Below are 20,945 nucleotides of genomic sequence, written 5' to 3'. Positions count from 1 at the left end.
TTGTTGCTTTAGTGAGTTCTAAATTCGATTCGACCTAGTTCGCTTCCAGCACGACGAGCTGGCCGCTCACGGCGATGGCCGCCGCGCTCGGGCTCACGCCGCAGGTGAAGTCGGTCGACGAGTTGCTCTGGGTGCTATGAAAACGTGTCGATACGTCGATCACGGCGTTGGCGTTGCGTTCGCGAGCTGCCGCGCGCAGCTTCTGCACGGCTTCGGCAAGCGCCTCATGACATGCATCGTCGGGACTTGCCACCTTGCGCGCGATCCGCACCGAGTAGGACACGTCGCCAAGCCTCTCCGTCACCGCCGGGTGGCTCTGCTGACCGAAATACACCGGCACGCCCCCGCGTGACTGACCGCCGGCCGCCGCGAGCGGTACCGATTTAACATCTGTGGCGCATCCCGCTTGCGTCAGCACCACCGCCGCCAACGCACCCAGCACAAAAACTTTTTTCATTTTTATTGCCCTCGTTTTTTAAAATCGCGGCCGGTTCAACCGCCCTGCCACCCTTCAAACATCAGGCTTGCGCAACTGCCGCCGAACCCGAATGAAATCGACATCGCCGAACCGATGCGAGCGTCGCGCGTCGTGCGCACGAGCGGCATGCCGTCGACGCCCGGCTCCGGCGTCTCGATGCCCGTCGTCCCCGCGATGAAACCGTCGCGCATCATCAGCAAGGTGTAGATCGCCTCGTGCGCGCCGCAAGCGCCGAGCGGATGTCCGGTCATGCCTTTGGTCGACGAGAACGAGGGGACGTCGGCGCCAAATACGCCAACCAATGCGCGCAATTCCTCGACGTCGCCAAGCGGCGTCGACGGTGCATGCGTGTTGACGTAATCCGGGCGCTTGCCCGCTTCGCCCAACGCGCCACGCATCGCACGTGCGATGCCTGCCGCATGCGGCGTGACCATGCCCGCGCGGTCGGTGCAGTCGCCGAAACCGGTCAGCTCGGCGTAAATGCGGGCTCCACGCGCCAACGCATGATCGAGCGATTCGAGCACCAGCACGCCGCCGCCCGAGGCGATCACGAAGCCGTCGCGCGCCGTGTCGTAAGGACGCGAAGCATGCTGCGGCGTGTCGTTGAAGTTGCGCGACAGTGCGCCCATCGCGTCGAACATCAACGTCATGTTGTCGTGCAAGGACTCGCTGCCACCGGCCAGCACAATCTGCTGGCGACCGGTCTGGATCAACTGCATCGCCTGGCCGATCGCGAGCGCCGACGTCGTGCACGCCGACGATGGCGAATAGCTCACGCCCTCGAGACCGAACACCTGCGCGACGTTGGCCGACGCGGTGCTGCTCATCGCATGCGGAACCGTATACGGCGGCACTTTATCGACGCCGCGGGTATTCGCAATCGACATGGACACGTCGTAACTCGACATCGTGCCGACGCCCGAGCCGATCACCGTGCCGGCGTGCGGCAAGCGCAAGGCGGCGAGGTCGAGCCCGGCATCGTCGATCGCTTTCTTCGCCGCGTGGCACGCAAAGCGCGCGGTGTCGCCCATGAAGCGTTCGAGCTTGCGATCGAACGGCGGCTCCTGCGCGACCGAGGCGACGCCCGCCACCTGCGAGCCGAAGCCGCGCTCACGCCACGCGTCGATCCGCTCGATGCGTGAGCGGCCCGCGCGCAGCGCGGCGGACACGTCGTCGAGCGTATTGCCGAGGCACGACACGATCCCCATGCCGGTGACGACCACGCGTTGCAGCGGCACGCTCATCGAACGCGCCTGAAAATCAGCGACGTGTTGATGCCGCCGAATGCAAAGTTGTTGCTCATCACATGTTCGGCGTCGATCTCACGACCCGTGCCGACGATGTAATCGAGCGGCGCACAGGCCGGATCGACGTTCTCCAGGTTCAAGGTCGGCGCATACCAGTTGCGCTTCATCATCTCGATGGTCCACCACGCTTCCAGCGCACCGCATGCACCAAGCGTATGGCCGACATAGCTCTTGAGCGAACTGATCGGCATGCGCGCGCCGAAGGTCTGCGCGGTTGCATGGCTTTCGGCAATGTCGCCGCGGTCCGTGGAGGTGCCGTGCGCGTTCACATAGGCGATCGCCTCGGGCGCCAGTTGCGCATCTTTCAAAGCGAGCTGCATGGCCAGCGCCATGGTTTCTGCGGTCGGCTGGGTCATATGCGCGCCGTCCGAATTGCAGCCGAAGCCCACGATCTCCGCATGAATCCGCGCGCCGCGCGCCACCGCGTGTTCGTATTCTTCGAGCACCAGCGTCGCCGCGCCTTCGCCCACCACGAGACCGTCACGCGCGGCATCGAACGGACGCGGTGTGAGATGCGGCTCGTCGTTGCGCGTGCTGGTGGCGTACAGCGTGTCGAATACCGCGACCGCCGGGCCCGACATTTCTTCCGCGCCGCCAGCCAGCATCAGCGTCTGCTTGCCGCTCTGGATCGCTTCATACGCGTAGCCGATCGCCTGGCTGCCCGATGCGCACGCGCACGAGGTCGGAATGATCCGCCCTTTCAGATCCCAGAACAGGCTCACGTTCACCGCCGTGGTGTGCGGCATCATCTGCACGTAGCTGTTCGACGTGACGTCGCTCATCGAGCCGGTTTCGAGCATCGTGCCGAATGCGCGAATCGGCTGCACCGAGCCCGACGACGAACCGTAGGCAACGCCCATGCGGCCGTCCTTGATGCTGGTGTCGTCGGCGAGGCCCGCATCGGCGAGCGCCAGTTCGCTCGCGCGCACCGAGTACATCGACACCGGCCCCATCGAGCGGGTTTTCTTGCGCGGATAGTGCGCGGGCACCGTGAAGCCCGGCAACGGGCACGCGAGCCGCGTGTGCAGCGACTCGAAGTAATCCCACTCGGGCATGCGGCGCACCGCATTCACGCCGCTCTTCAGGCGTGCTTCGATTGCGTTCCAGTCGTCACCGAACGCCGTGACGCCCCCCATGCCGGTAATGACGACACGTTTCATCACACCATCCCACCATTGACGCCGATCACCTGACGCGTGACATACGAGGCCGCATCCGACATCAGGAAGCTGACCACGGACGCCACTTCGGCAGGCTGGCCGACGCGGTTCATCGGCACCGTCTTCAATGCCTGTTCGAGCGGCATGTCGTCGAGCATGCCGGTATCGATCAAACCCGGCGCGACGCAATTGACGGTGATGTTGCGCGTCGCCAGTTCGACGGCGAGCGCCTTGGATGCGCCGATCAGGCCGGCCTTCGCCGCGCTGTAGTTGACCTGGCCGCGATTGCCCATCACGCCGGAGACAGACGCGATCGTGACGATGCGCCCGCCCTTCTTCGCCCGCACCATCGGCATGGTCAGCGGATGGACGACGTTGTAGAACGAGTCGAGACCGGTTTCGATCACGATGTCCCAGTCTTCCTCGGTGAGCGCGGGGAACGCGGCGTCGCGCGTCACGCCCGCACTGCATACGATGCCGTAGTAAGCGCCGTGCGCCACGACATCCACTTCGAGCACTTCACGGCACGCGGCGCGATCGCGCACATCGAATTGCAGCACGCGCGCCGTCCCGCCTTGTGCGGCGATGCCCGTTGCCACGGCTTCGGCTTCGGTGCGACCCGTGCGGCAATGCACCGACACCGCGAAACCGTCGGCGGCCAACTTGTACGCAATCGCGCGGCCGATGCCGCGGCTTGCGCCGGTAACGAGAACACGCCGGCTCATGAACTGAAACTCCCTTCGATGAATGACTGAAAATCGCGCGGCTGAAAGACCTTGATGACCGCCTCGGCGCAACACACGTCGCCATGGTGGATCGTGCATTCGTAGGCGCCGTGGCCTTCTTCGCTGCGCAGTAATTCTGTTGCATGGATCAGCAACTGGGCGCCGCCGGCGAACGACGGTTGTAACGCGCGATAGCTGCGCGAGCCGAGCAGCACACCAGGACGCGCCTGACCGCCGCCGCGCATGGCCAGCAGCGCGACGTGCGCGGCGATGGTCTGCGCCATCAGCTCGATACCGATCCACGCGGGCATCGCACCGTCTGCGTCGGCATACCAGGCGTCAGCATGGACGGTCGCGCGGGCGCTCAGTGCCTCTTCGCTGAACGTACTCACGGCATCGATCAGCAGCATGGTGCCGCGATGCGGGATGATCGTTTCGATCGGTTGCCGGATGAGATCCTGAATGGAGGGCGTCTGGGTCATCGTGCGCGTCACCGTCCAAGAATCAGGCTGACATTGCTGCCGCCGAACGCAAACGAATTGCTCATCACGTACTGCGGTCCCGCGCCTTGCGGCAAAAAGCGTTCCGTTTCGACCAGGTCCAACGTCGGCAACGCCGGATCCGCCTCGCCGTCCCACAGATGGCGCGGCAGCGGCACGGGTTGCGAGCCATTCGCGCCCGCCAGCGTCAGCCATGCGAAGGCGAGTTCGGTCACGCCTGCCGCGCCGAGCTGGTGACCCGTCAGCGGCTTCGTGCCGCTTGTTGCCACGCCGTTGGGGAAGACACGCGCCATCAGCTTCGCTTCCATCTCGTCGTTCTTGCGTGTGGCGGTGGCATGCAGATTCACATAGCCGATGGCCGACGATGCGACGCCCGCATCGGCCAACGCCGCCTGCAACGCGAGTTCGCCGCCCACACCCTGGGGGTCCGGCGAGGAAATATGATGTGCATCGCTCGATTCACCGACACCCGCGAGCCGCACCGCCGCTTCTTCGCGGCTCATCAGAAACACGGCTGCGCCTTCGCCGACGTTGATCCCGCTGCGATTGCGGCTCATCGGATTGGTGCGTACGCCGCTGGTCGATTCGAGCGAGGCGAAACCCTGCACCGTCAACTCGCACAGCGAATCGACACCGCCCACCACCACCGCGTCGCACAGTCGTAATTGCAGCAAACGGCGCGCCGACGCAAAGGCCTTCGCGCTCGAGGTGCAAGCGGTCGAGATCGTGAAGGCCGGGCCCTGCACGCCAAGCGCGGCGGCGGCAAACGGCGCGGCGGTGCCGATCTCCATCTGCCGGTAATTGAAGTTTGCGGGCAGCTTGCCCGCTTGTGCCTGATAGACGAATGCGGCTTCGGCCGCTTCGATACCCGACGTGCTGGTGCCGAGCACCACGCCGATCCGCTGCGCGCCGTAACGCTCGCGAGCCGCGTCGACCGCGGGCGCGATCTGCGTCAGCGCGGCCAGCAGCAAGCGGTTATTGCGGCAGTCGTAGCGTGCGAGCCCGGCGGGCGGCGCCAGATCGAGCGGCGCGAGTACGCTGCCGACAAATGCTTCGCCAATGCCCGTATGCGCATGCGCCATACCGGGTGCGTGACCGGCAACAAGCGCCGGGACGATTGCATCGAGGTCGCCGCCGAGCGCATTGATCATGCCGAGCGCGTGCAAATAAACTGATGGCGCCTTCATGCGGCCCTCCTTGATTCCGATGGCATGCCGATCGGCGCGAGCAGCACCGATACGAGGATGCCGAGCGCGAGCGTGGCGCCGAAACTCTTCAGCGCGGGCATCGCACTCATGCCGAGCATGCCGAACGACAACAGCGTGGTGGCCGACGACAGCAGCACACCGGTCCACACCGCGCCGAGATCGGCGTCCGCGCGCAAGCAGCCTTCGCGCAGAAACACCGCATAGTTTGCGCCAACGCCGAGCACCAGCATCAGCGCGAGCCAGTTGAACAGATTTAGCGGCACGTGAGCGTAACCGAACACCGCAAGCGTGACGACGACTGCGAGAAGCACCGGCAACGTCACGGCAATGCCGCCGCGCGCGCGGTAGCGCAGCATCAACAGGACGAGCACGAGCGCGAGCGCACCGCCGAGCCACCAACCGCTATCCACGCGATACGCGCCGAACAGCTTCGAGACGCTCGCCGCCTTGTCGACGAATACGACGCCGGGCAGCGCCTGCGCGGTGGCGATTAGCGCAGGTTCGTTCTGCGGCGTCACGCCTTGTGGAACCACGACTGACGCATACGCTTTGGTGGCCGAATCGACTTCACCCAGCCACAGATGCCTGTAGGGCTGCGACCACGGTGCGGCGAGCCACGTCTCGACCGTAAGCAGCGGCTGCGGTTTCGCATACGCGGCGAGCCAGGCATCGGCGACTTCGTCTTTAAAGCCCGCCTGCAGCAGCGTGGCACGCAACGCCGCGGGATTGTTGAATACGTGCTGCGCAAGCAATGCACGGTCTGCGTTTTGCTGCTTCACGGACGGCACGAATTGCGCCACCGACTGATAGCTGCCCACCTTGTTCGCGGGGCCGTTCAACCCGTCGAGCTTCGTACCCAGCGCTTCGACGCGTTGCAAAACGATTTCCGGCGTCTCGCCGCGCACGACAAAAAACTGCGCGCTGTTATCGACACCCACCGCCGCGCGCACCTTGTCTTCCTGCGCGACCAGCGAAGGATCACGCTGGATCAGCAGATGGATATCGTCGTCGCTCGTCAGACGCAACCAGCCGGGAATTGCCACGATCAGCAACAACGCTGCGACAAACCACGCGCGCTTGCCGCCGATCGTGCGATGCCAGACCGTCAGCACACGCGCCGCACCAGCGAACAGATGCCGCGGGCCGCGCTTCGGCGGGCGCGTGAGCAACGCGGGCAACAGCCACAGCACGGAGGCATACGCCGTCACAATGCCCGCAATCGCGAAGCATGCTATCTGCTTGAGCGCCGGGAACGGCACCCACGTGAGGATCGCGTAGCCAAGCAGGCTGGTGGCAAGCGCGACCGTCAAGGCCGGGCGCACGGCACGCGCGCCACGGCGCGAATCCCAATCGCGCTGCGCGCCGAGATAGACCACGAAATACTGAATCGAATAATCGACCGCTTCGCCGATCAGGCTCGCGCCGAACACCAGCGTCAACAGATGCAACTGACCGAACACCAGCATCGTCACCGCGAGCGCACAGACGATGCCGAGCGCCGTCGAAACGAAACCGAGCAGCAACAGACGTGGCGAGCGGAACACCCACATCATCAGCAACGCAATCCCGCACAGCGACGCGACGCCGATCAGATGCACCTCATGCTCCGATGCGCTGCGTGCCGACTCCGCGTAGAACACCGCACCGGTTCTCGCCACCGACACGTCAGGGAACGCCTGCTTCAAGCTGCTTTCACCCTGCGCAAGCGCGGCGAGCACGGCGTGCTGCGTTTTCGATTCGTAGGCCGAGCCCGGCAACGTGGCGACGATCAGCACGCTGGTCGCGTTGCCGCGATGCGACACCAGCATGTTGTCTTCGAGTTCGAGATTCGACGTGGCGAGCGGCAAACCGCCGAGCCAGTGTTCGAGCCAACCGAACGGATCGTCGGCGAGTGGCGTGGTCAGGCCGCCGTGCAATGGGCTGTAGATGCGTTGTGCAAGTGCGTCGTGCAGCGTGGGGCTTGCAGCATTGCTCTGCGCGAGTGCCGCGCGGTCAGCGGGCGCCAGCAAACCGAACCGATACGGCATATACAGCGCGGCGATCTGCGACAGATCGAACGGCGGCAACTCCGCCGTCACCGAGCCGAACGCCCCGCTCTTCTGCAACGATGCGCCGAGTTGTTTCGCAGCCGTTTTGGCGTGCGCGTCATCGTTGCTGGTGACCAGGAAAACCGTGCGGTCGCCCAGCGCACTCGCGAGCGTATCGACCGCCTTCTCGGCGACCGGATCCGCTTCCGTGGCAGGCAGCAACGCCAGCAGATTGGTCTGCAGCGGTGAGGGTCCCGCAAAACGCCAACCGCAATACAGCGCCGCGGCGAGCGCGAGCAGCAGCCACGCGGCGCGCATGCCCCACGCCTGTTTCGCGGACCGCTGTTGCAGCACCTGCATTACGGCGCTCCGAGAAGGCTACGCTCAGCCGACGTTGGTTCGCTCACCGCAGCGCTTTTCGCAAAGTCGAGCTTCGTGATGTCGCCGTTCGCGAGCGTGATGCGCAAGCTCTGCAGATAGTCGCCGCCGTTCATTTGCAAACCTTTGATCGACTGCGCAATCTGCGGCTGGTTCGGCGTGAGCTGCATGCGCCACTGCGCGGCGCTGCCTTCGGCCTGCACGTCGAATTGCGAATACAGCGCCGACAGATCGCCGCCTAGCATCGCGCGCATCATCTTCGAAACCTGCGCGACGCCGCGTGTGCCCTGGGCACTGTGAGCGGTCACACGCTGGCCGTTGGCGTCGACTTCGGCGACGCCCGCGTCGGTGATCACGTAGGTGGCTTTGTAAGGCGTGTCGATCTGCCAGATCACACCACGATCGCGGAAGAACAGCAGCGAACCCGTGCTGACGAGCGGCTGCTTCATCGCGGCGAGCGTTTGCGTTTGCGTGAATTGCGCGCGGACGCCCTTGGCCTGGGCAAGGTGGGAGGCGATCTGCGAGACGAGTGCCGGGTTGCCGGCGGACTGCGCGGCTTCAGCCGCAGACGCCACCAGCGGCCATGCTGCCAGGCTCGATACGCTTAGGGTGCCTAGCGTGAGCAACGCTCCCGCTGCCACACCGCGCAAGCTCATCGTCCCCATACGCGCTCCAGCTTTTCGAATACGACGGGCGGCGACACGAACTGCAATTCCTGCGTCGCGGCATCGACCGCGACCTGGATCGTGTAGCCCTTCGTCAATCGCGTACCGGATGCGCAGTCGACAATTTCATAGCCTATTTTAAGTCGGTTTTCGTGTTCGAGCAGTTGCGTGCGCACTTCGAGCGCCTGGCCGTAAGTAGCCGGGCGCACATACTTCAGATGTGCTTCGACGATCGGCCATAGGTAACCCGAAGCCTGCATCTCGCGGTAGTCGTAGTCGAACGTGCGCAGGAGCGCCGCGCGGCCGATCTCGAAGTACTTCAGATAGTGGCCATGCCAGCACACGTTCATCGCGTCGACGTCGTGAAACGGCACTTCGACCATCGCGCTGGCAGTCAACACTTTAGGGGAGCCGCTCATGCGTTCGGGCCTCCGCGATAGTCGTTCAACAGATCGCAGGCGGCGATGCGCGCAGTCAGCGCACGCAGGTCGCTTTCCAGCGCGCGGTCTTCGTCGACGAACGGCGACTGCGCCGTCACGCTATCGATGAACGTTTGCAGCGGCGCGGGAACAGGCGTGGCGCTGTCGATCTTCAAGCGCAGGCGCGCGGCTTGCACCGTCGCCAGCGTATGCGCGGCGGCGACCTGCTCGGTCAACTCCAGCACGCGCAAACAGTCGCGCGCAGCGATCGTGCCCATGCTGACCTTGTCCTGATTGTGCGCTTCGGTCGAACGCGAGAACACGCTGGCGGGCATCGTGTTCTTCAACGCTTCGGCCGTCCATGCGGACGACGAAATCTGCACCGCCTTGAAACCGTGATTGATCGCTGCGCGCGCGGGCGCAGCACCCGACAGATTGCGCGGCAAGCCGTTATTGAAATTCACGTCGACCAGCAGCGCGAGCTGCCGGTCCATCAGATCGGCGAGATTGGCGACCGCGACTTTCAGCGAGTCCATCGCGAACGCGATATGGCCGCCGTAGAAGTTGCCGCCGTGCAGCACACGCCCGTTGTCGGGGTCGATCAGCGGGTTGTCGTTCGCACTGTTCAGTTCGTTCTCGACATCGCGGCGCACCCACGACAAGGCATCGCGCGCAACACCGATTACGTGAGGCGCACAGCGAATCGAATAGCGGTCCTGTAGACGATGCCCCGGCGTATCGTCGCGCCCACTCAGATCGTCGCGAATCCACGCCGCGGCTTCGGCCTGGCCTGCATGCGGCTTCACTTCGAACAGCATTGCGTCGAAGTGCGCGGCGCGGCCGTCGAGTGCCACGGTAGAGAGCGCGGTGAGACGTGCGGTGAGGCGCGTCAGATGATCGGCGCGCGCGAACGCGAGACAGGCGAGGCCCGTCATCACCGCGGTGCCGTTCATCAGCGCAAGGCCTTCTTTCGGCGCGAGCGTCAGTGGCTCGTGACCCAGTTCGGCCCAGACTTCGCGCACGTTGCGCAGACTGTCTTCGAACATCACATCGCGTTCGCCGGCGAGCGCGGCGGCTACATACGAGAGCGGCGTCAGGTCACCGCTTGCGCCGACCGAGCCTTCCGACGGAATGCGCGGCAACACGCGATGATTGATCAGATCGGCAAGGCGTTCAAGCAACACGGGGCGCACGCCGGAGAAACCATAGGCCAGCGAGTTGAGTCGCGCGGCGATCACCGCGAGCGTTTGTGCGTCGTCGAGATACTGGCCCATGCCGCAGCCGTGGTAACGCGTCAACTGCAACGGCAACGCTTCGACGAGTTCCATCGGCACGTCGACCACGCACGCGTCGCCATAGCCGGTGTTGACGCCGTACACGGTCGCGCCCGACGCCAGATGCCGGCGCAGAAAATCCGCGCCGCGCTGGATGCGCGCACGCCACGCCGGATCGGCGCTCAACGCAACCGGTGCGCGATGGTGAGCGATCGCAACGACTTCTTCGATCGTCAGCTTGCGGCCGCCGATCGTTACCGCTGCCGCGTTCGCGCGGGTGTTCTCACTTGCGCTAGCGCTCTGCGCCTCGATCAGATCATGTTCGGCCATGTGTGCCTCGCTTGGGGCTGGCCCAGAAATCGAAGAAATTGAACCATTGATAAGGTGCCTTGCGGCAATAGTGTTCGAGGCGCGCCGCGTACCGCTGCGCCCACGCGGCAAGATGCTGCGCGCGTTCGCGGCGCGGCAACTCGATGCGCTCGGCGAACGGTTCGAAATACAAACGATAACCGTCGCGCTCTTTCAGGCAGAAGAACAGATAGACAGGGCAGCCCAACGCATGTGCGAGCACGTAGGGGCCTTGCGCGAACGGCGCAGTCGAGCCGAGAAATTGCGCTTCGGTCGTGCGACCCGCTTCGTGGGCCGGCACGCGGTCGCCGACGATCACCAGCAGCTCGCCCGCATCGACGCGCTCCTGCATCATCATCGCAGTCTCGGGACCGAAGTCGCTGACTTCGAGCAGATGCCGCGCGAACTGGCTATTCGCCGACGCCAGCACGCTATTGAAACGCCGCGCGTGTTCGGTGTAGACCACGGCGGTGACTTTCGCGTAGGCGCCCTGCGCGGCGAGCGCGCGGGTCATTTCCAGATTGCCGAGATGTGCGCCGATCACGAGCGCGCCTTTGCCGCTCGCCACCAAGGCTTCGAATGCCGATGGGTCTTCGAATTTGACGTCGGCGTTGTTGACACGACCGGACCACGCCGCGAGCTTATCGAAACCCGATTGCGCGAACGCCAGCATGTGGCGATAGGCGGACAGCCAACCCGGGCGCGGCGTATCGCCGTGCGGTGCGGCCGCACCGAGACGCGTGAAGTAGTTGCTCGACGCCTCGCGTGCGGCACGACCCGTCAGCAGAAAATACGCGACGATCGGATGCAGCCAGAGCGCGGTGAAACGGCGGCCGAATAACTTGCAACTGAGGGCGAGCAAGGACATGCCCAGATGGCTGCCGCGTTCGGCGATTCGCCACCAGTCCTGGGGGCTTTGTTCGTTTTGTTCAGCGTGCTGGCCGGGTTCGTTCTGATCGCCCTGCTTGACCGCCTCACTTGCAATAGCCGAACGGCGTGGCATCACTTTGTGCGCGAGCAGCATCGGCAGACGCCACAGCATGCCGAACACGAGGCGCGTGTGGCTGCGGCTGATGCGCACGTTGTCCCACAGCACGTCGAAATGCGAGACGCCGTCGCTTGCATAGATGACGCGCGTCGGAATCGAACGGAACGCGGCGCGCCGCCAGTGCAGACGCACGAGAATTTCGATGTCGAAGTCCATGCGCGTCGGCAGTTGCACGCTGTCGATCAGCTCGCAAGCAAGCGCAAGCGGATACAGACGGAAGCCGCACATCGAATCGCGGATCGTCAGCGAGAGCGTTTCGATCCACACCCACACGTGTGTCAGATAACGGCCGTAGAGGCGCGATTTCGGCACGCTCTCGTCGTAGACCGGGCGGCCGAGGATCACCGCGCCCGGTTCGGCAAGCGCCGCGTCGATGAAACGTGGCACGTCCGTCGCGTCGTGCTGGCCGTCGGCATCGATCTGCAGAGCGTGCGTGTACTCCGCGGTGCGTGCGGCACGTAGTCCCGCCATCACCGCCGCGCCTTTGCCGCCGTTGACCGGCAAACGTAGGAGCGTAAGCTGCTCCGCGTACTGTTGCGCGAGCGAAGCGAGCACCAACTGGGTCGCTTCATCGCTGCCGTCGTCGACGACAAAGATCGGCAAGCCGTGCACCGCGAGATGGGCAACGGTCGCGCCGATCGCGTCCTTGTGGTTATAAATCGGAATGACGATGCAAGGAGCGAAGCGCATCATGCGGGCTCCCGATACACGATCACACCGGACGCGCATTCACGCCCGCTCAGCCGGTACGCGAACTGCACGCGGCCACGCGCGGCGTCGTGTGCGAGCGTGAGATTCAGCACCGCGCCCGGTGGCACCGGCGCCATGAACTTGAGGCGATCGACCGATGCCAGTGCTCGCACGGCGGGCACGTGTTCAGCGGCCAGATGCATGGCCCAGTGCACCTGGACAACGCCCGGCAGGATCGGCAGACCGGGGAAGTGGCCGGCGAAATGCACGAGCGTCGGCGGCACGCGCAGTTCGTAGTGCAACGTGTCGGCGCTGCGGGCTTCGGCGAGCACTTCCACGCCATCCGCGCGCGGTTCGAATGCCGCCGCGACAGCGGCCACCGGCAGCTTGCCGCGCGCGTCGAACGGCAACGTGAGGCGGAAACGCCAATGACGCGGCAGCACCACCACATCGAAATAGGCAGCGAGATGTCGGCGCAGGGTGCGCGCGAGTTGCACGCGGCCATCGCCGCGCAATGCCTCGCAGCCGGCTTCCGTCAGCGCCACGACGGCGCCGACGCGCTCGCGCGAGGCGCCTTCCAGCGGCACGATCGCCGCTTGCGCAACATACGGATGCAGCGCGAGACGCGCTTCGAGCTCCGGCAACGACACGCGCTTGCCATCCAGCTTGAGCACGCGATCGAGGCGGCCTTGCAGGCGGAAGCGGCCATCGGCGTCGAACGCGATCTTGTCGTCCGTGCGATGCCAGCCGGTGTGATCCAGATGCGGCGAGCGGACATTCAGCGCGCCGTCTTCGTCGCGGCGCACTTCAATGCCGACGACCGGCTGCCAGGCATCGGTATGATCCTGACGACGCCACGCGATGCCACCGGTTTCCGTACTGCCGTAGATTTCGAGCGGCGCAGCGCCATAAGCGGCGGCGTATTCCTGTGCGGCTTCCAGGGCGAGCGGGCCGCCTGAAGAAAAGAACGCGCGCGGCGCCGGCGTCAACGCGGCGAAGCCGGGCAGCGCAGGCCAACGCGACAATTGCGCGGGCGTCGAGACAACCACCGTCGCGCCGCATTGCTCGATCTGCGCTTGCAGATGCAAAGGCTCGATGCTGATGGTGCGGTCAAACGCGCGGCCCGCTGCAAGCGGCCATAACACGCGAAACAACAAACCGTAGATGTGATGATGCGGCACGCTCGCGAGCATCGTCGCATCGCCGACCAAAGCGCCCCACTGCTTTTCGAGCGTGTGCACTTCGGCATTGAATTGCGCGAGGGTCTTGCGGATCGGTTTGGGGGCGCCGCTGCTGCCGGAAGTGTAGAGCGTCAACGGAGCTTGCGGATCGATCGTGTGCGAAGCATCAGCGTCTGCGTCTCCCACGCCAAGTGGCAGGTCGGCGTCGGTCAGCACGGCGTCGTACACATCGGCCAGATCGGCGAGATAGCCCGGCGTCGCGTTGGCCGGAATCACCGGCTCCTTGCCGCACGCGAACAGCGCAAACAGCGCGCAGGCGAAATCGAACGGATCATCGATACACAACGCATAGCGGCGCGCGTCTTGCGTTTGCATCAGCGTGACCAGCGTCGACACACGAGCGCGAAACGCTGTGCGGTCGAGCACCGTCGCGCCGTCGCGGCATACCGGCGCATTCACGACGGCGGCCCCATGGCCCGCCGACAACAGGTCGTGCAACGCGATCATGCCGCCTCCGAACGCGCGGCTCGCGGCAGCACCACCAGATAACGCCAGATGACCTCGGCTACCAGCAGCACGCCGATCAACCCATAAGCGATCGCGCCGTTATAGAGCGACCAGTTTGCGCGGCTCCAATAGAGCGCCGTATAAGCGGAGAACGCGCCGTTCAGCGCGAAGAAAACGCACCACACCTGGGTCACGCGCCACGTATGGCGCACGGCGCCCGGCGGCAGATCCGGATTGCCCAGCCGCGCGAATTTTTCGATCATCGACGGCCCGCGCACGAGCGTCGCACCGAACGCGATCAGCAGACCCAGATTGACGAGCGAAGGATAGAGGCGCAGCAGCAGTTCGCTGTTGGTGAACACGATGGCCGCCGAGGCGCAGCTCAGCAAGCCGACCACGGTCCAGTCGATCGTGGAGAGCCGGCGCAGCGAGGTCGCGACTGGACCGCTGCCGGCCCAGCGTTGCAGCCACAGAATCGCAAACAGCATGCAGCCGACATAGCGCGGCGTGTCCCAGCGCCAGGCACACAGAATCAACGCGGGATACGCGAGTTTCAACAGAACCTGCACCACCGTTTTGGCCCAGTGGCGCTCAGTGCCGGGCGAAGCCTCGGCGGGCCGGCTCGCCGCCGCTTGCATTCGCGAGCGCACGGATGGCATCAGCCTTGTGCCGCCAGCAGCGATTCGACCGCACCGATCACATCGCCGACCGTGCGCACCGACTTGAATTCTTCCGGCTTGATGCGGCGGCCGGTCATTTCCTGCAGTTTGATCGCGAGGTCGACGGCGTCGATACTGTCGAGATCGAGGTCCTCGAAGAGATGCGCGTCTGGCGTCACGCGCTCCGGCTCGATCGCGAAGTTCTCTTTGAAGATGGCGCGGATGCGCTCAAGAATCTCTGCCTCGTTCACGATTAATCCCCTTTTCTTGTGGTTTCGTTCACAGCATGCGCCGTTTCGCGTTGACTCGCGACCAGCGCGGCCAGCGTGCTGATCGAACGGAAGTGCTCGCGGGTGCGTTCGTCGTTCGCGGCGATGGTCAGCTGGTATTGTTTGCGCAGCACGATGCCGATCTCGAGCGCGTCGATCGAGTCGAGACCGATGCCGTCGGTATCGAACAACGGGGCGTCGTCGTCGATATCGGCCGGACTCAGGTCTTCCAGATCGAGGGCTTCGATCAGAAGCTGTTTAATTTCCAGTTTTAAAGAATCCATAATCGAACAGGTGCTGAGTAATGTGAGCTTCGATGGCGCTGGTCACGCTGCGCGCCGCGAGAGACGGTGAAGTGTCGTGGTCGGCGAGTTGCTCGACGCCAAGCGGCTCGAGCACGTTCACACGGATCCTGAAAGCGCGCGCCGGCACGTCATACCAGCGCATCTGCTTGGTGAACGCCGGCGGATCGCAGTCCATCAGCACCGGCACGATCGGCGCGCCGACCTTTAATGCCATGTGCGCGAACCCGCGTGAAAACGCGTGCAGCCGGTTCGGCGCGGGGCTGCGCGTGCCCTCGGGAAAAATAATCATCGTGTAGCCCGCTGCCAGCTGTCGCGCGCCGGCTTCGACGAGTTCCGACGGATCCGCGTTGCTCACATATTCCGCCGAGCGCACGATCCCCCAGAAACACGGGTTGCCCCAGTGCGCGTTTTTCACCACGCAACAGGCGCGCGGCGTGAGCGACAACAACACCATCACGTCCAGGTAGGTCGGGTGATTGGCGACCACGATCGCCGGGCCGCCGGCGCGCAATGCCTGCCCACCCGATACCTCGAGCTCCATCACGCCGATGCGCTGCAACACCGCGACCAGCGCGCGGAAAAACCAGTGAATCACGGTCGTCACCACGCGCTGACGCGACGCCCGGTGCGGCCACAGCCACGCGAGCGGAAACACCAGCACCGAAAACAGCACGCCGCAGATGCCGAACACCACGAAGGCCATGCCTGTCGCGCAGAACCGCCAAACGTAATCAAGCCGCGCGTTCATGCCACCTCCAATGCCAGGCCGCGCCGGCGCCTTGCCAGACGGCGGGCCTACCCGTTTCCAGACAGTGCTGCAGCGCCTGACTCTGGGTCGTGAAACGTTCTTCCGTGCTTGCCTCCTGCGCGGCCACGGCTGCCTCGTCACCCGCGCCGGACAACGTGCAGACCAGTTGCCCCGTCGCCGCTTCGCCGTTCAGCAGGATCGCGATCGCGCCGCCCTGCACTTCGTCTTCGATCGTGCCGTACGCCTGATCGGCCGGTTCGTCAGCGTACACCAGCAATACTGGTGCCCCGGGCTGCGTTGCATATTGCGCGTACGCTTCCAGCAGCGCGTAGCCGAGCGTCTCGGCGCCGGCCGAGATCGCGCTGGCAGCGGAACGATCGCCGCGCGCGATGCCGAACACGCCGGTCATGGCGTTCAGCACCGAGAGGCTGAAAGCGGTCGGCGAGACCGGATCTCCCGCGCTGATGGCACGCAGGATGTCCGTGGTGCGCCGCAATTCGCCGTGACGTGAAGCGAACACGACCCGGACCTCATCTTGCGCCACACAGTCGTGCGCTACCTTCAGGGCGACTCTGGACAGCGTGCTCAGGCGACGCCGCACGATCGGCTCGATGAAGCCGATGTCGGGTGCGGCAGATGCGGCAGCAGGCCAGCTAGACCAGCGAGCGACCGGAATGGTCCAGTGCAGATCGGGCATATCGGTGTTCGCGCGTAGAAGCGAGGAGAGGCTGAGGGCGCCTGACGGAATACGCAGCCGTCACAGCGTATGCGCGCCGCGCGGAACGACAATCTCCAGCCGGGGTCAATCCAATCTTCTTATATAGGGTTCAGCGTTTTAACGGCACGTGGCCCCGATTATTTAGGCGCCTTCGCCAATTAGTCTGATGGATTGACTCAGGCTCCCTGTGGTCGCCGGAATCATACTGAATATTGTGGATTAAATCAGCCACAAAAGACGTATCTATCTGTATCCGTATCGCAGGTGCGACGGATGCCTGGACAACGTCAAAATATAGGCCTGGCGGCCCTTGCGCGATCGTGAGCAGTCTGCAAAGCCGCCTTGCGGCGAGCTCCGCGGGCCAGATGGGCGCTGCTACGTCAGCAAATAGACGCGAATACTTTCATTTAACTTTCTAAACAAGTGTTTCGTTTCGGAACATTTCAACGCTTTGGGGCCGGCCTGCTGAGTGAAATGCCGTGCATTTTTCGATTCTCGTGCGCGACTTACGGAGGCTTACCGTAACGTCGTTTTTGCCATATCGCGGTGGCGCTACCCACTTCCGGTCAAAGACACGCTCGCGCCGGCAGCAAAGCAAAACGGCCTGGCAGAATGACCTGCCGGGCCGTTTTTGTTGCGCCGCAGCGCATACTGTTCGCCGTGCCGGTGCAGTGCTTACAGTGCTTTTTGCGCTTACTGCACGACTTTCGCACCCGGCGCCGAGGCTGGTGCAGCCGCGGGCGCGGCACCCGTCGTCGCGACTTCGTTCGAGACCCCGCCGTTCTTGTCGACGGGAAGCTTCACGGTATGGACGACGCCGTTGCCGAGCGGGAAGTCCGCCAGCGCGCTGCGCGCCAGATACGGCATGGCTCTCACCAGCGACGATTCTTCGTCCGAGTTGCGCGCCGTCACGTTATAGACCTCTTTGCCGCTGGCTCGCTCGGTGATCCGCACGCCGAGCAGGTGCGTGAAGATCGGGTAACTCTGGTTCACATAGGCGGTCGGAAACGCACCCCACGGTCCCCACGGATCGAACGGCCGGCCCCAGTACGGCGCCGGCCAGGGGTTGTAATACACCGGCTGCGCAACCGTCACCATGTCCGAGCGAATCCCGTACGAGAGCCCGACCAGATAACGCGCCTGGGACGTGTCGACCTGACGGAACGCATGCGTGGCGAGTTCGTTGCCGACAAGGCGCTCGTAGGTGGTGAGTTCAAGATTGTTCTGCTGATCGCCCGCCCGTGTGAACGCATAGGTACGGCTGGCGTCGTTGCCGCTCCAGTCGGAGAACGCCGTGACCTGCGAGGTCACGTAACTCGTGCAGCCCGACAGCAGCACCGTCAGCGTGGCCAGCAGCAGTGTGGCGCGGCGGGTCCATCGATTAATGTTCATGGTCTACCTCTTAAGGCCTTTAGTTTGCTTCTGGATTGTTAGCGTTGCGCCTGTCGCCACTCGATTTCAACGACGCGCTGGCCTTTTTTATTCCACGCGCGCGCCGATAATACGCTGACCAGGCGAATCGGCAAAAAGTTCGAGCCGCACAATCCGCCGAGCCTTTGTACAATGGCTCGACAAGCCCGGCTCGCGCGCCATAAGCACGCTTGACGGCTCGAGTCCCATCACTACAGAACGCCATGGCCGATACCGCAACGCCCAATGTGATCCGCCGCGCCGATTACGCGCCGCCCGCCTTCCTGATCGACACCGTCGCACTCGAGTTCGATCTGATCCCCGAACGCACCGTCGTCAGGAACACGATGCGGGTGTGCCGCAACCCGGACGCGTCCCACGCCGCGAATTTCGAACTGATGGGCGAACAACTCGAGTTCGTCAGCGCCACGATCGACGGCGCCCCATTCGCCCAAGCGCATGCGCACGAACACGGCCTTACGCTCGATAACGTGCCGGATAACTTTGAGCTCACGCTCACCAGCATCTGCAATCCGGCGGAAAACACCACGCTGTCGGGCCTGTATGTGTCGGGCGGCAACTTCTTCACGCAGTGCGAGGCCGAGGGCTTTCGCCGCATCACCTATTTCCTCGACCGCCCCGACGTGATGGCGACCTTCACGGTCACGCTGCGCGCCAGCAAGGCCGACTATCCGGTGCTGCTGTCGAACGGCAATCTGCTCGAAGAAGGCGATCTGCCGGACGGCCGCCATTTCGCCCGCTGGGAAGATCCGTTCCGGAAGCCGAGCTATCTGTTCGCCCTGGTCGCCGGCAAACTGGTCGCGCTCGAGGAACGCGTGAAGAGCGGTTCGGGCAAGGAAAAGCTGTTGCAGGTGTGGGTCGAACCGCACGACCTGGACAAGACCCGTCACGCCATGGATTCGCTGATCAACTCGATCCGCTGGGACGAGTCGCGCTTCGGGCTGGAACTGGATCTGGACCGCTTCATGATCGTCGCGGTGAGCGACTTCAACATGGGCGCGATGGAGAACAAGGGGCTCAACATCTTCAACACGAAGTACGTGCTGGCGAACCCCGAAACGGCAACGGACACCGACTTCGCGAATATCGAGGCGGTGGTCGGCCACGAGTACTTCCACAACTGGACCGGCAACCGCGTGACGTGCCGCGACTGGTTCCAGCTGAGCCTGAAAGAAGGCCTGACGGTGTTCCGCGATCAGGAGTTCTCGGCCGACATGGCGGGCGGCGCGACCGATGAAGCCGCGCGCGCCACCAAACGCATCGAAGACGTGCGCGTACTGCGGCAGATGCAGTTCGCCGAAGACGCGGGTCCGATGGCGCACCCAGTGCGCCCGGAAAGCTACGTCGAGATCAACAACTTCTACACGATGACGGTCTACGAAAAAGGCTCCGAAGTCGTGCGGATGTATCAGACGCTGTTCGGCCGCGACGGTTTCCGCAAAGGCATGGACCTGTACTTCAAGCGTCATGACGGCCAGGCTGTGACCTGCGACGACTTCCGTCACGCGCTCGCCGATGCGAACGGCCGTGATCTCGCGCAATTCGAGCGCTGGTACAGCCAGGCCGGCACGCCGCGCGTGTCCGTGCGCACGCAATACGACGCCGCGCAGCAGCGCTACAGCGTGACGCTCACGCAAGGCTACGGCGATACCGCCCCGGCCGCGCGTGAAACGCAAAAGGGTCCGCTGCTGATTCCGTTCGCGATTGGTTTGATCGGCAAGGACGGCCACGATCTGGCGCTGCAACTGGAAGGCGAAACCAGGGCGTCGGAAGCCACTACTCGCGTGCTGGAATTCACGCAGACTGAACAGACCTTCACGTTCGTCAACGTCGCGCAGGAACCGCTGCCCTCGCTGCTGCGTAATTTCTCGGCGCCGATGATCGTCGAATACGACTACTCGGCCGATCAGCTCGCGTTCCTGCTCGCGCACGACAGCGATCCGTTCAACCGCTGGGAAGCCGGTCAACGGCTCGCCACGCGCGAGCTGCTGACGCTCGCCGGGCGCGCCGCCACGGGCGTGCCGCTGCAACTCGACGACTCGGTGGTCGCGGCGTTCGCTCGCGTGCTGACCGACGAGACGCTCTCGCCCGCTTTCCGCGAACTGGCGTTGATGCTGCCGTCGGAAGCGTATCTGGCTGAACAGATGGCCGAATCGAATCCGGCTGCCGTACATGCCGCGCGGCAGTTTGTGCGCAAGCGCCTCGCGAATGCGCTCAGGAAGGACTGGCTTGCCGTGTACGAAAAGCACCGCACGCCAGGTGCGTATGAAGCGACGCCGGAGGCTTCCGGTCATCGTGCGTTGAAGAATCTTGCGCTGTCGTATCTCGCGGAACTGGACGATCCGGCTGAAGCCGTGCGGCTTGCATCCGCGCAATACGACGCCGCCAACAACATGACCGACCGCTCGGCGGCGCTCTCGGCGTTGCTCAATGCGTCGGCGGCGAACGGCGGCAGCGTTGAGGCGCAGCAGGCCCTGGACGACTTCTACCGGCGCTTCGAAAAGGAACCGCTCGTCATCGACAAGTGGTTCGCCTTGCAAGCCACGCAACGTGGCAGCGCGCAGCGTCCGGTGATCGAGATCGTGCGCAAGCTGATGGCGCATCCTGCGTTCAACCTGAAGAACCCGAACCGCGCGCGTTCGCTGATTTTCAGCTTCTGCGCCGCGAACCCCGCGCAGTTCCATGCCGAAGACGGCTCGGGCTACGCGTTCTGGGCCGAGCAGGTGATCGCGCTCGACGCCATCAATCCGCAAGTGGCCGCGCGCCTCGCCCGCTCGCTGGAATTGTGGCGCCGCTTCACGCCGACACTGCGCGACGGCATGCGCGCGGCGCTGGAGAAAGTGGCGTCGCAGGTGAAGTCGCGCGACGTGCGCGAGATCGTGGAAAAAGCGTTGGCGTGA

Annotated in this window: 19 protein-coding genes; 1 reads left to right on the top strand and 18 read right to left on the bottom strand. The window is 64.3% G+C overall.

Annotation, left to right across the window (positions count from 1 at the left end; translation table 11 throughout):
• Positions 1 to 34: 34 nt before the first annotated feature.
• From M0D66_RS05960 to M0D66_RS05875, 18 genes are all read right to left on the bottom strand, one after another.
• Positions 35 to 457, bottom strand: coding sequence for a signal peptidase (locus M0D66_RS05960; protein ID WP_093639128.1), 423 nt, complete (start codon positions 455 to 457; stop codon positions 35 to 37).
• 35 nt (positions 458 to 492) lie between these two features.
• Positions 493 to 1,722 carry a beta-ketoacyl synthase gene (locus M0D66_RS05955; protein ID WP_093639125.1) on the bottom strand — a complete coding sequence of 410 codons (1,230 nt, stop codon included), beginning with the start codon at positions 1,720 to 1,722 and terminating at the stop codon, positions 493 to 495.
• Positions 1,719 to 2,945 carry a beta-ketoacyl-ACP synthase gene (locus tag M0D66_RS05950; protein WP_256455450.1) on the bottom strand — a complete coding sequence of 409 codons (1,227 nt, stop codon included), beginning with the start codon at positions 2,943 to 2,945 and terminating at the stop codon, positions 1,719 to 1,721. The genes M0D66_RS05955 and M0D66_RS05950 overlap by 4 nt, the downstream gene beginning before the upstream one ends.
• Positions 2,945 to 3,670: a 3-ketoacyl-ACP reductase FabG2 gene (locus M0D66_RS05945; protein ID WP_093639119.1), complete on the bottom strand. Its 726-nt coding sequence runs from the start codon at positions 3,668 to 3,670 to the stop codon at positions 2,945 to 2,947. The genes M0D66_RS05950 and M0D66_RS05945 overlap by 1 nt, the downstream gene beginning before the upstream one ends.
• Positions 3,667 to 4,152 carry a hotdog family protein gene (locus M0D66_RS05940; protein WP_266209429.1) on the bottom strand — a complete coding sequence of 162 codons (486 nt, stop codon included), beginning with the start codon at positions 4,150 to 4,152 and terminating at the stop codon, positions 3,667 to 3,669. The genes M0D66_RS05945 and M0D66_RS05940 overlap by 4 nt, the downstream gene beginning before the upstream one ends.
• A gap of 8 nt (positions 4,153 to 4,160) precedes the next feature.
• Positions 4,161 to 5,357, bottom strand: coding sequence for a beta-ketoacyl-[acyl-carrier-protein] synthase family protein (locus M0D66_RS05935; RefSeq protein WP_266209427.1), 1,197 nt, complete (start codon positions 5,355 to 5,357; stop codon positions 4,161 to 4,163).
• Complete coding sequence (locus M0D66_RS05930; protein WP_266209425.1) at positions 5,354 to 7,765, bottom strand: MMPL family transporter; 2,412 nt, start codon at positions 7,763 to 7,765, stop codon at positions 5,354 to 5,356. The genes M0D66_RS05935 and M0D66_RS05930 overlap by 4 nt, the downstream gene beginning before the upstream one ends.
• Positions 7,765 to 8,448, bottom strand: coding sequence for an outer membrane lipoprotein carrier protein LolA (locus M0D66_RS05925; protein ID WP_211708617.1), 684 nt, complete (start codon positions 8,446 to 8,448; stop codon positions 7,765 to 7,767). The genes M0D66_RS05930 and M0D66_RS05925 overlap by 1 nt, the downstream gene beginning before the upstream one ends.
• Positions 8,436 to 8,867, bottom strand: coding sequence for a thioesterase family protein (locus tag M0D66_RS05920; RefSeq protein WP_093639108.1), 432 nt, complete (start codon positions 8,865 to 8,867; stop codon positions 8,436 to 8,438). The genes M0D66_RS05925 and M0D66_RS05920 overlap by 13 nt, the downstream gene beginning before the upstream one ends.
• Positions 8,864 to 10,471: a histidine ammonia-lyase gene (gene hutH / locus M0D66_RS05915; RefSeq protein ID WP_211708616.1), complete on the bottom strand. Its 1,608-nt coding sequence runs from the start codon at positions 10,469 to 10,471 to the stop codon at positions 8,864 to 8,866. Before hutH ends, M0D66_RS05920 begins: the two co-directional genes overlap by 4 nt.
• Entirely contained in the window at positions 10,458 to 12,227 is a 1,770-nt protein-coding gene (locus M0D66_RS05910; RefSeq protein ID WP_093639286.1) for a glycosyltransferase, read from the bottom strand. The genes hutH and M0D66_RS05910 overlap by 14 nt, the downstream gene beginning before the upstream one ends.
• Positions 12,227 to 13,915, bottom strand: coding sequence for an AMP-binding protein (locus M0D66_RS05905; protein WP_266209422.1), 1,689 nt, complete (start codon positions 13,913 to 13,915; stop codon positions 12,227 to 12,229). The genes M0D66_RS05910 and M0D66_RS05905 overlap by 1 nt, the downstream gene beginning before the upstream one ends.
• Entirely contained in the window at positions 13,912 to 14,574 is a 663-nt protein-coding gene (locus tag M0D66_RS05900) for a hypothetical protein (protein ID WP_093639099.1), read from the bottom strand. Before M0D66_RS05900 ends, M0D66_RS05905 begins: the two co-directional genes overlap by 4 nt.
• Positions 14,574 to 14,825: an acyl carrier protein gene (locus tag M0D66_RS05895; RefSeq protein WP_093639096.1), complete on the bottom strand. Its 252-nt coding sequence runs from the start codon at positions 14,823 to 14,825 to the stop codon at positions 14,574 to 14,576. Before M0D66_RS05895 ends, M0D66_RS05900 begins: the two co-directional genes overlap by 1 nt.
• Before the next feature lie 2 nt (positions 14,826 to 14,827).
• On the bottom strand, positions 14,828 to 15,127 hold the full coding sequence (locus tag M0D66_RS05890) for a phosphopantetheine-binding protein (RefSeq protein ID WP_054037294.1): 300 nt from the start codon (positions 15,125 to 15,127) through the stop codon (positions 14,828 to 14,830).
• Complete coding sequence (locus M0D66_RS05885) at positions 15,102 to 15,896, bottom strand: 1-acyl-sn-glycerol-3-phosphate acyltransferase (protein WP_093639093.1); 795 nt, start codon at positions 15,894 to 15,896, stop codon at positions 15,102 to 15,104. The genes M0D66_RS05890 and M0D66_RS05885 overlap by 26 nt, the downstream gene beginning before the upstream one ends.
• Complete coding sequence (locus M0D66_RS05880; RefSeq protein WP_093639090.1) at positions 15,880 to 16,593, bottom strand: beta-ketoacyl synthase chain length factor; 714 nt, start codon at positions 16,591 to 16,593, stop codon at positions 15,880 to 15,882. Before M0D66_RS05880 ends, M0D66_RS05885 begins: the two co-directional genes overlap by 17 nt.
• Before the next feature lie 714 nt (positions 16,594 to 17,307).
• On the bottom strand, positions 17,308 to 18,006 hold the full coding sequence (locus M0D66_RS05875) for a DUF4136 domain-containing protein (RefSeq protein WP_200618122.1): 699 nt from the start codon (positions 18,004 to 18,006) through the stop codon (positions 17,308 to 17,310).
• 242 nt (positions 18,007 to 18,248) lie between these two features.
• Between M0D66_RS05875 and pepN the strand changes: the two genes are divergently transcribed.
• Positions 18,249 to 20,945 (top strand): aminopeptidase N, encoded by a 2,697-nt coding sequence (gene pepN / locus M0D66_RS05870; RefSeq protein WP_266209417.1) that lies wholly within the window; start codon positions 18,249 to 18,251, stop codon positions 20,943 to 20,945.

This window comes from Paraburkholderia sp. SECH2, from assembly GCF_030464795.1.
Lineage (GTDB): Bacteria > Pseudomonadota > Gammaproteobacteria > Burkholderiales > Burkholderiaceae > Paraburkholderia > Paraburkholderia aspalathi.
This window is presented reverse-complemented; position numbering and strand designations above follow the sequence as displayed.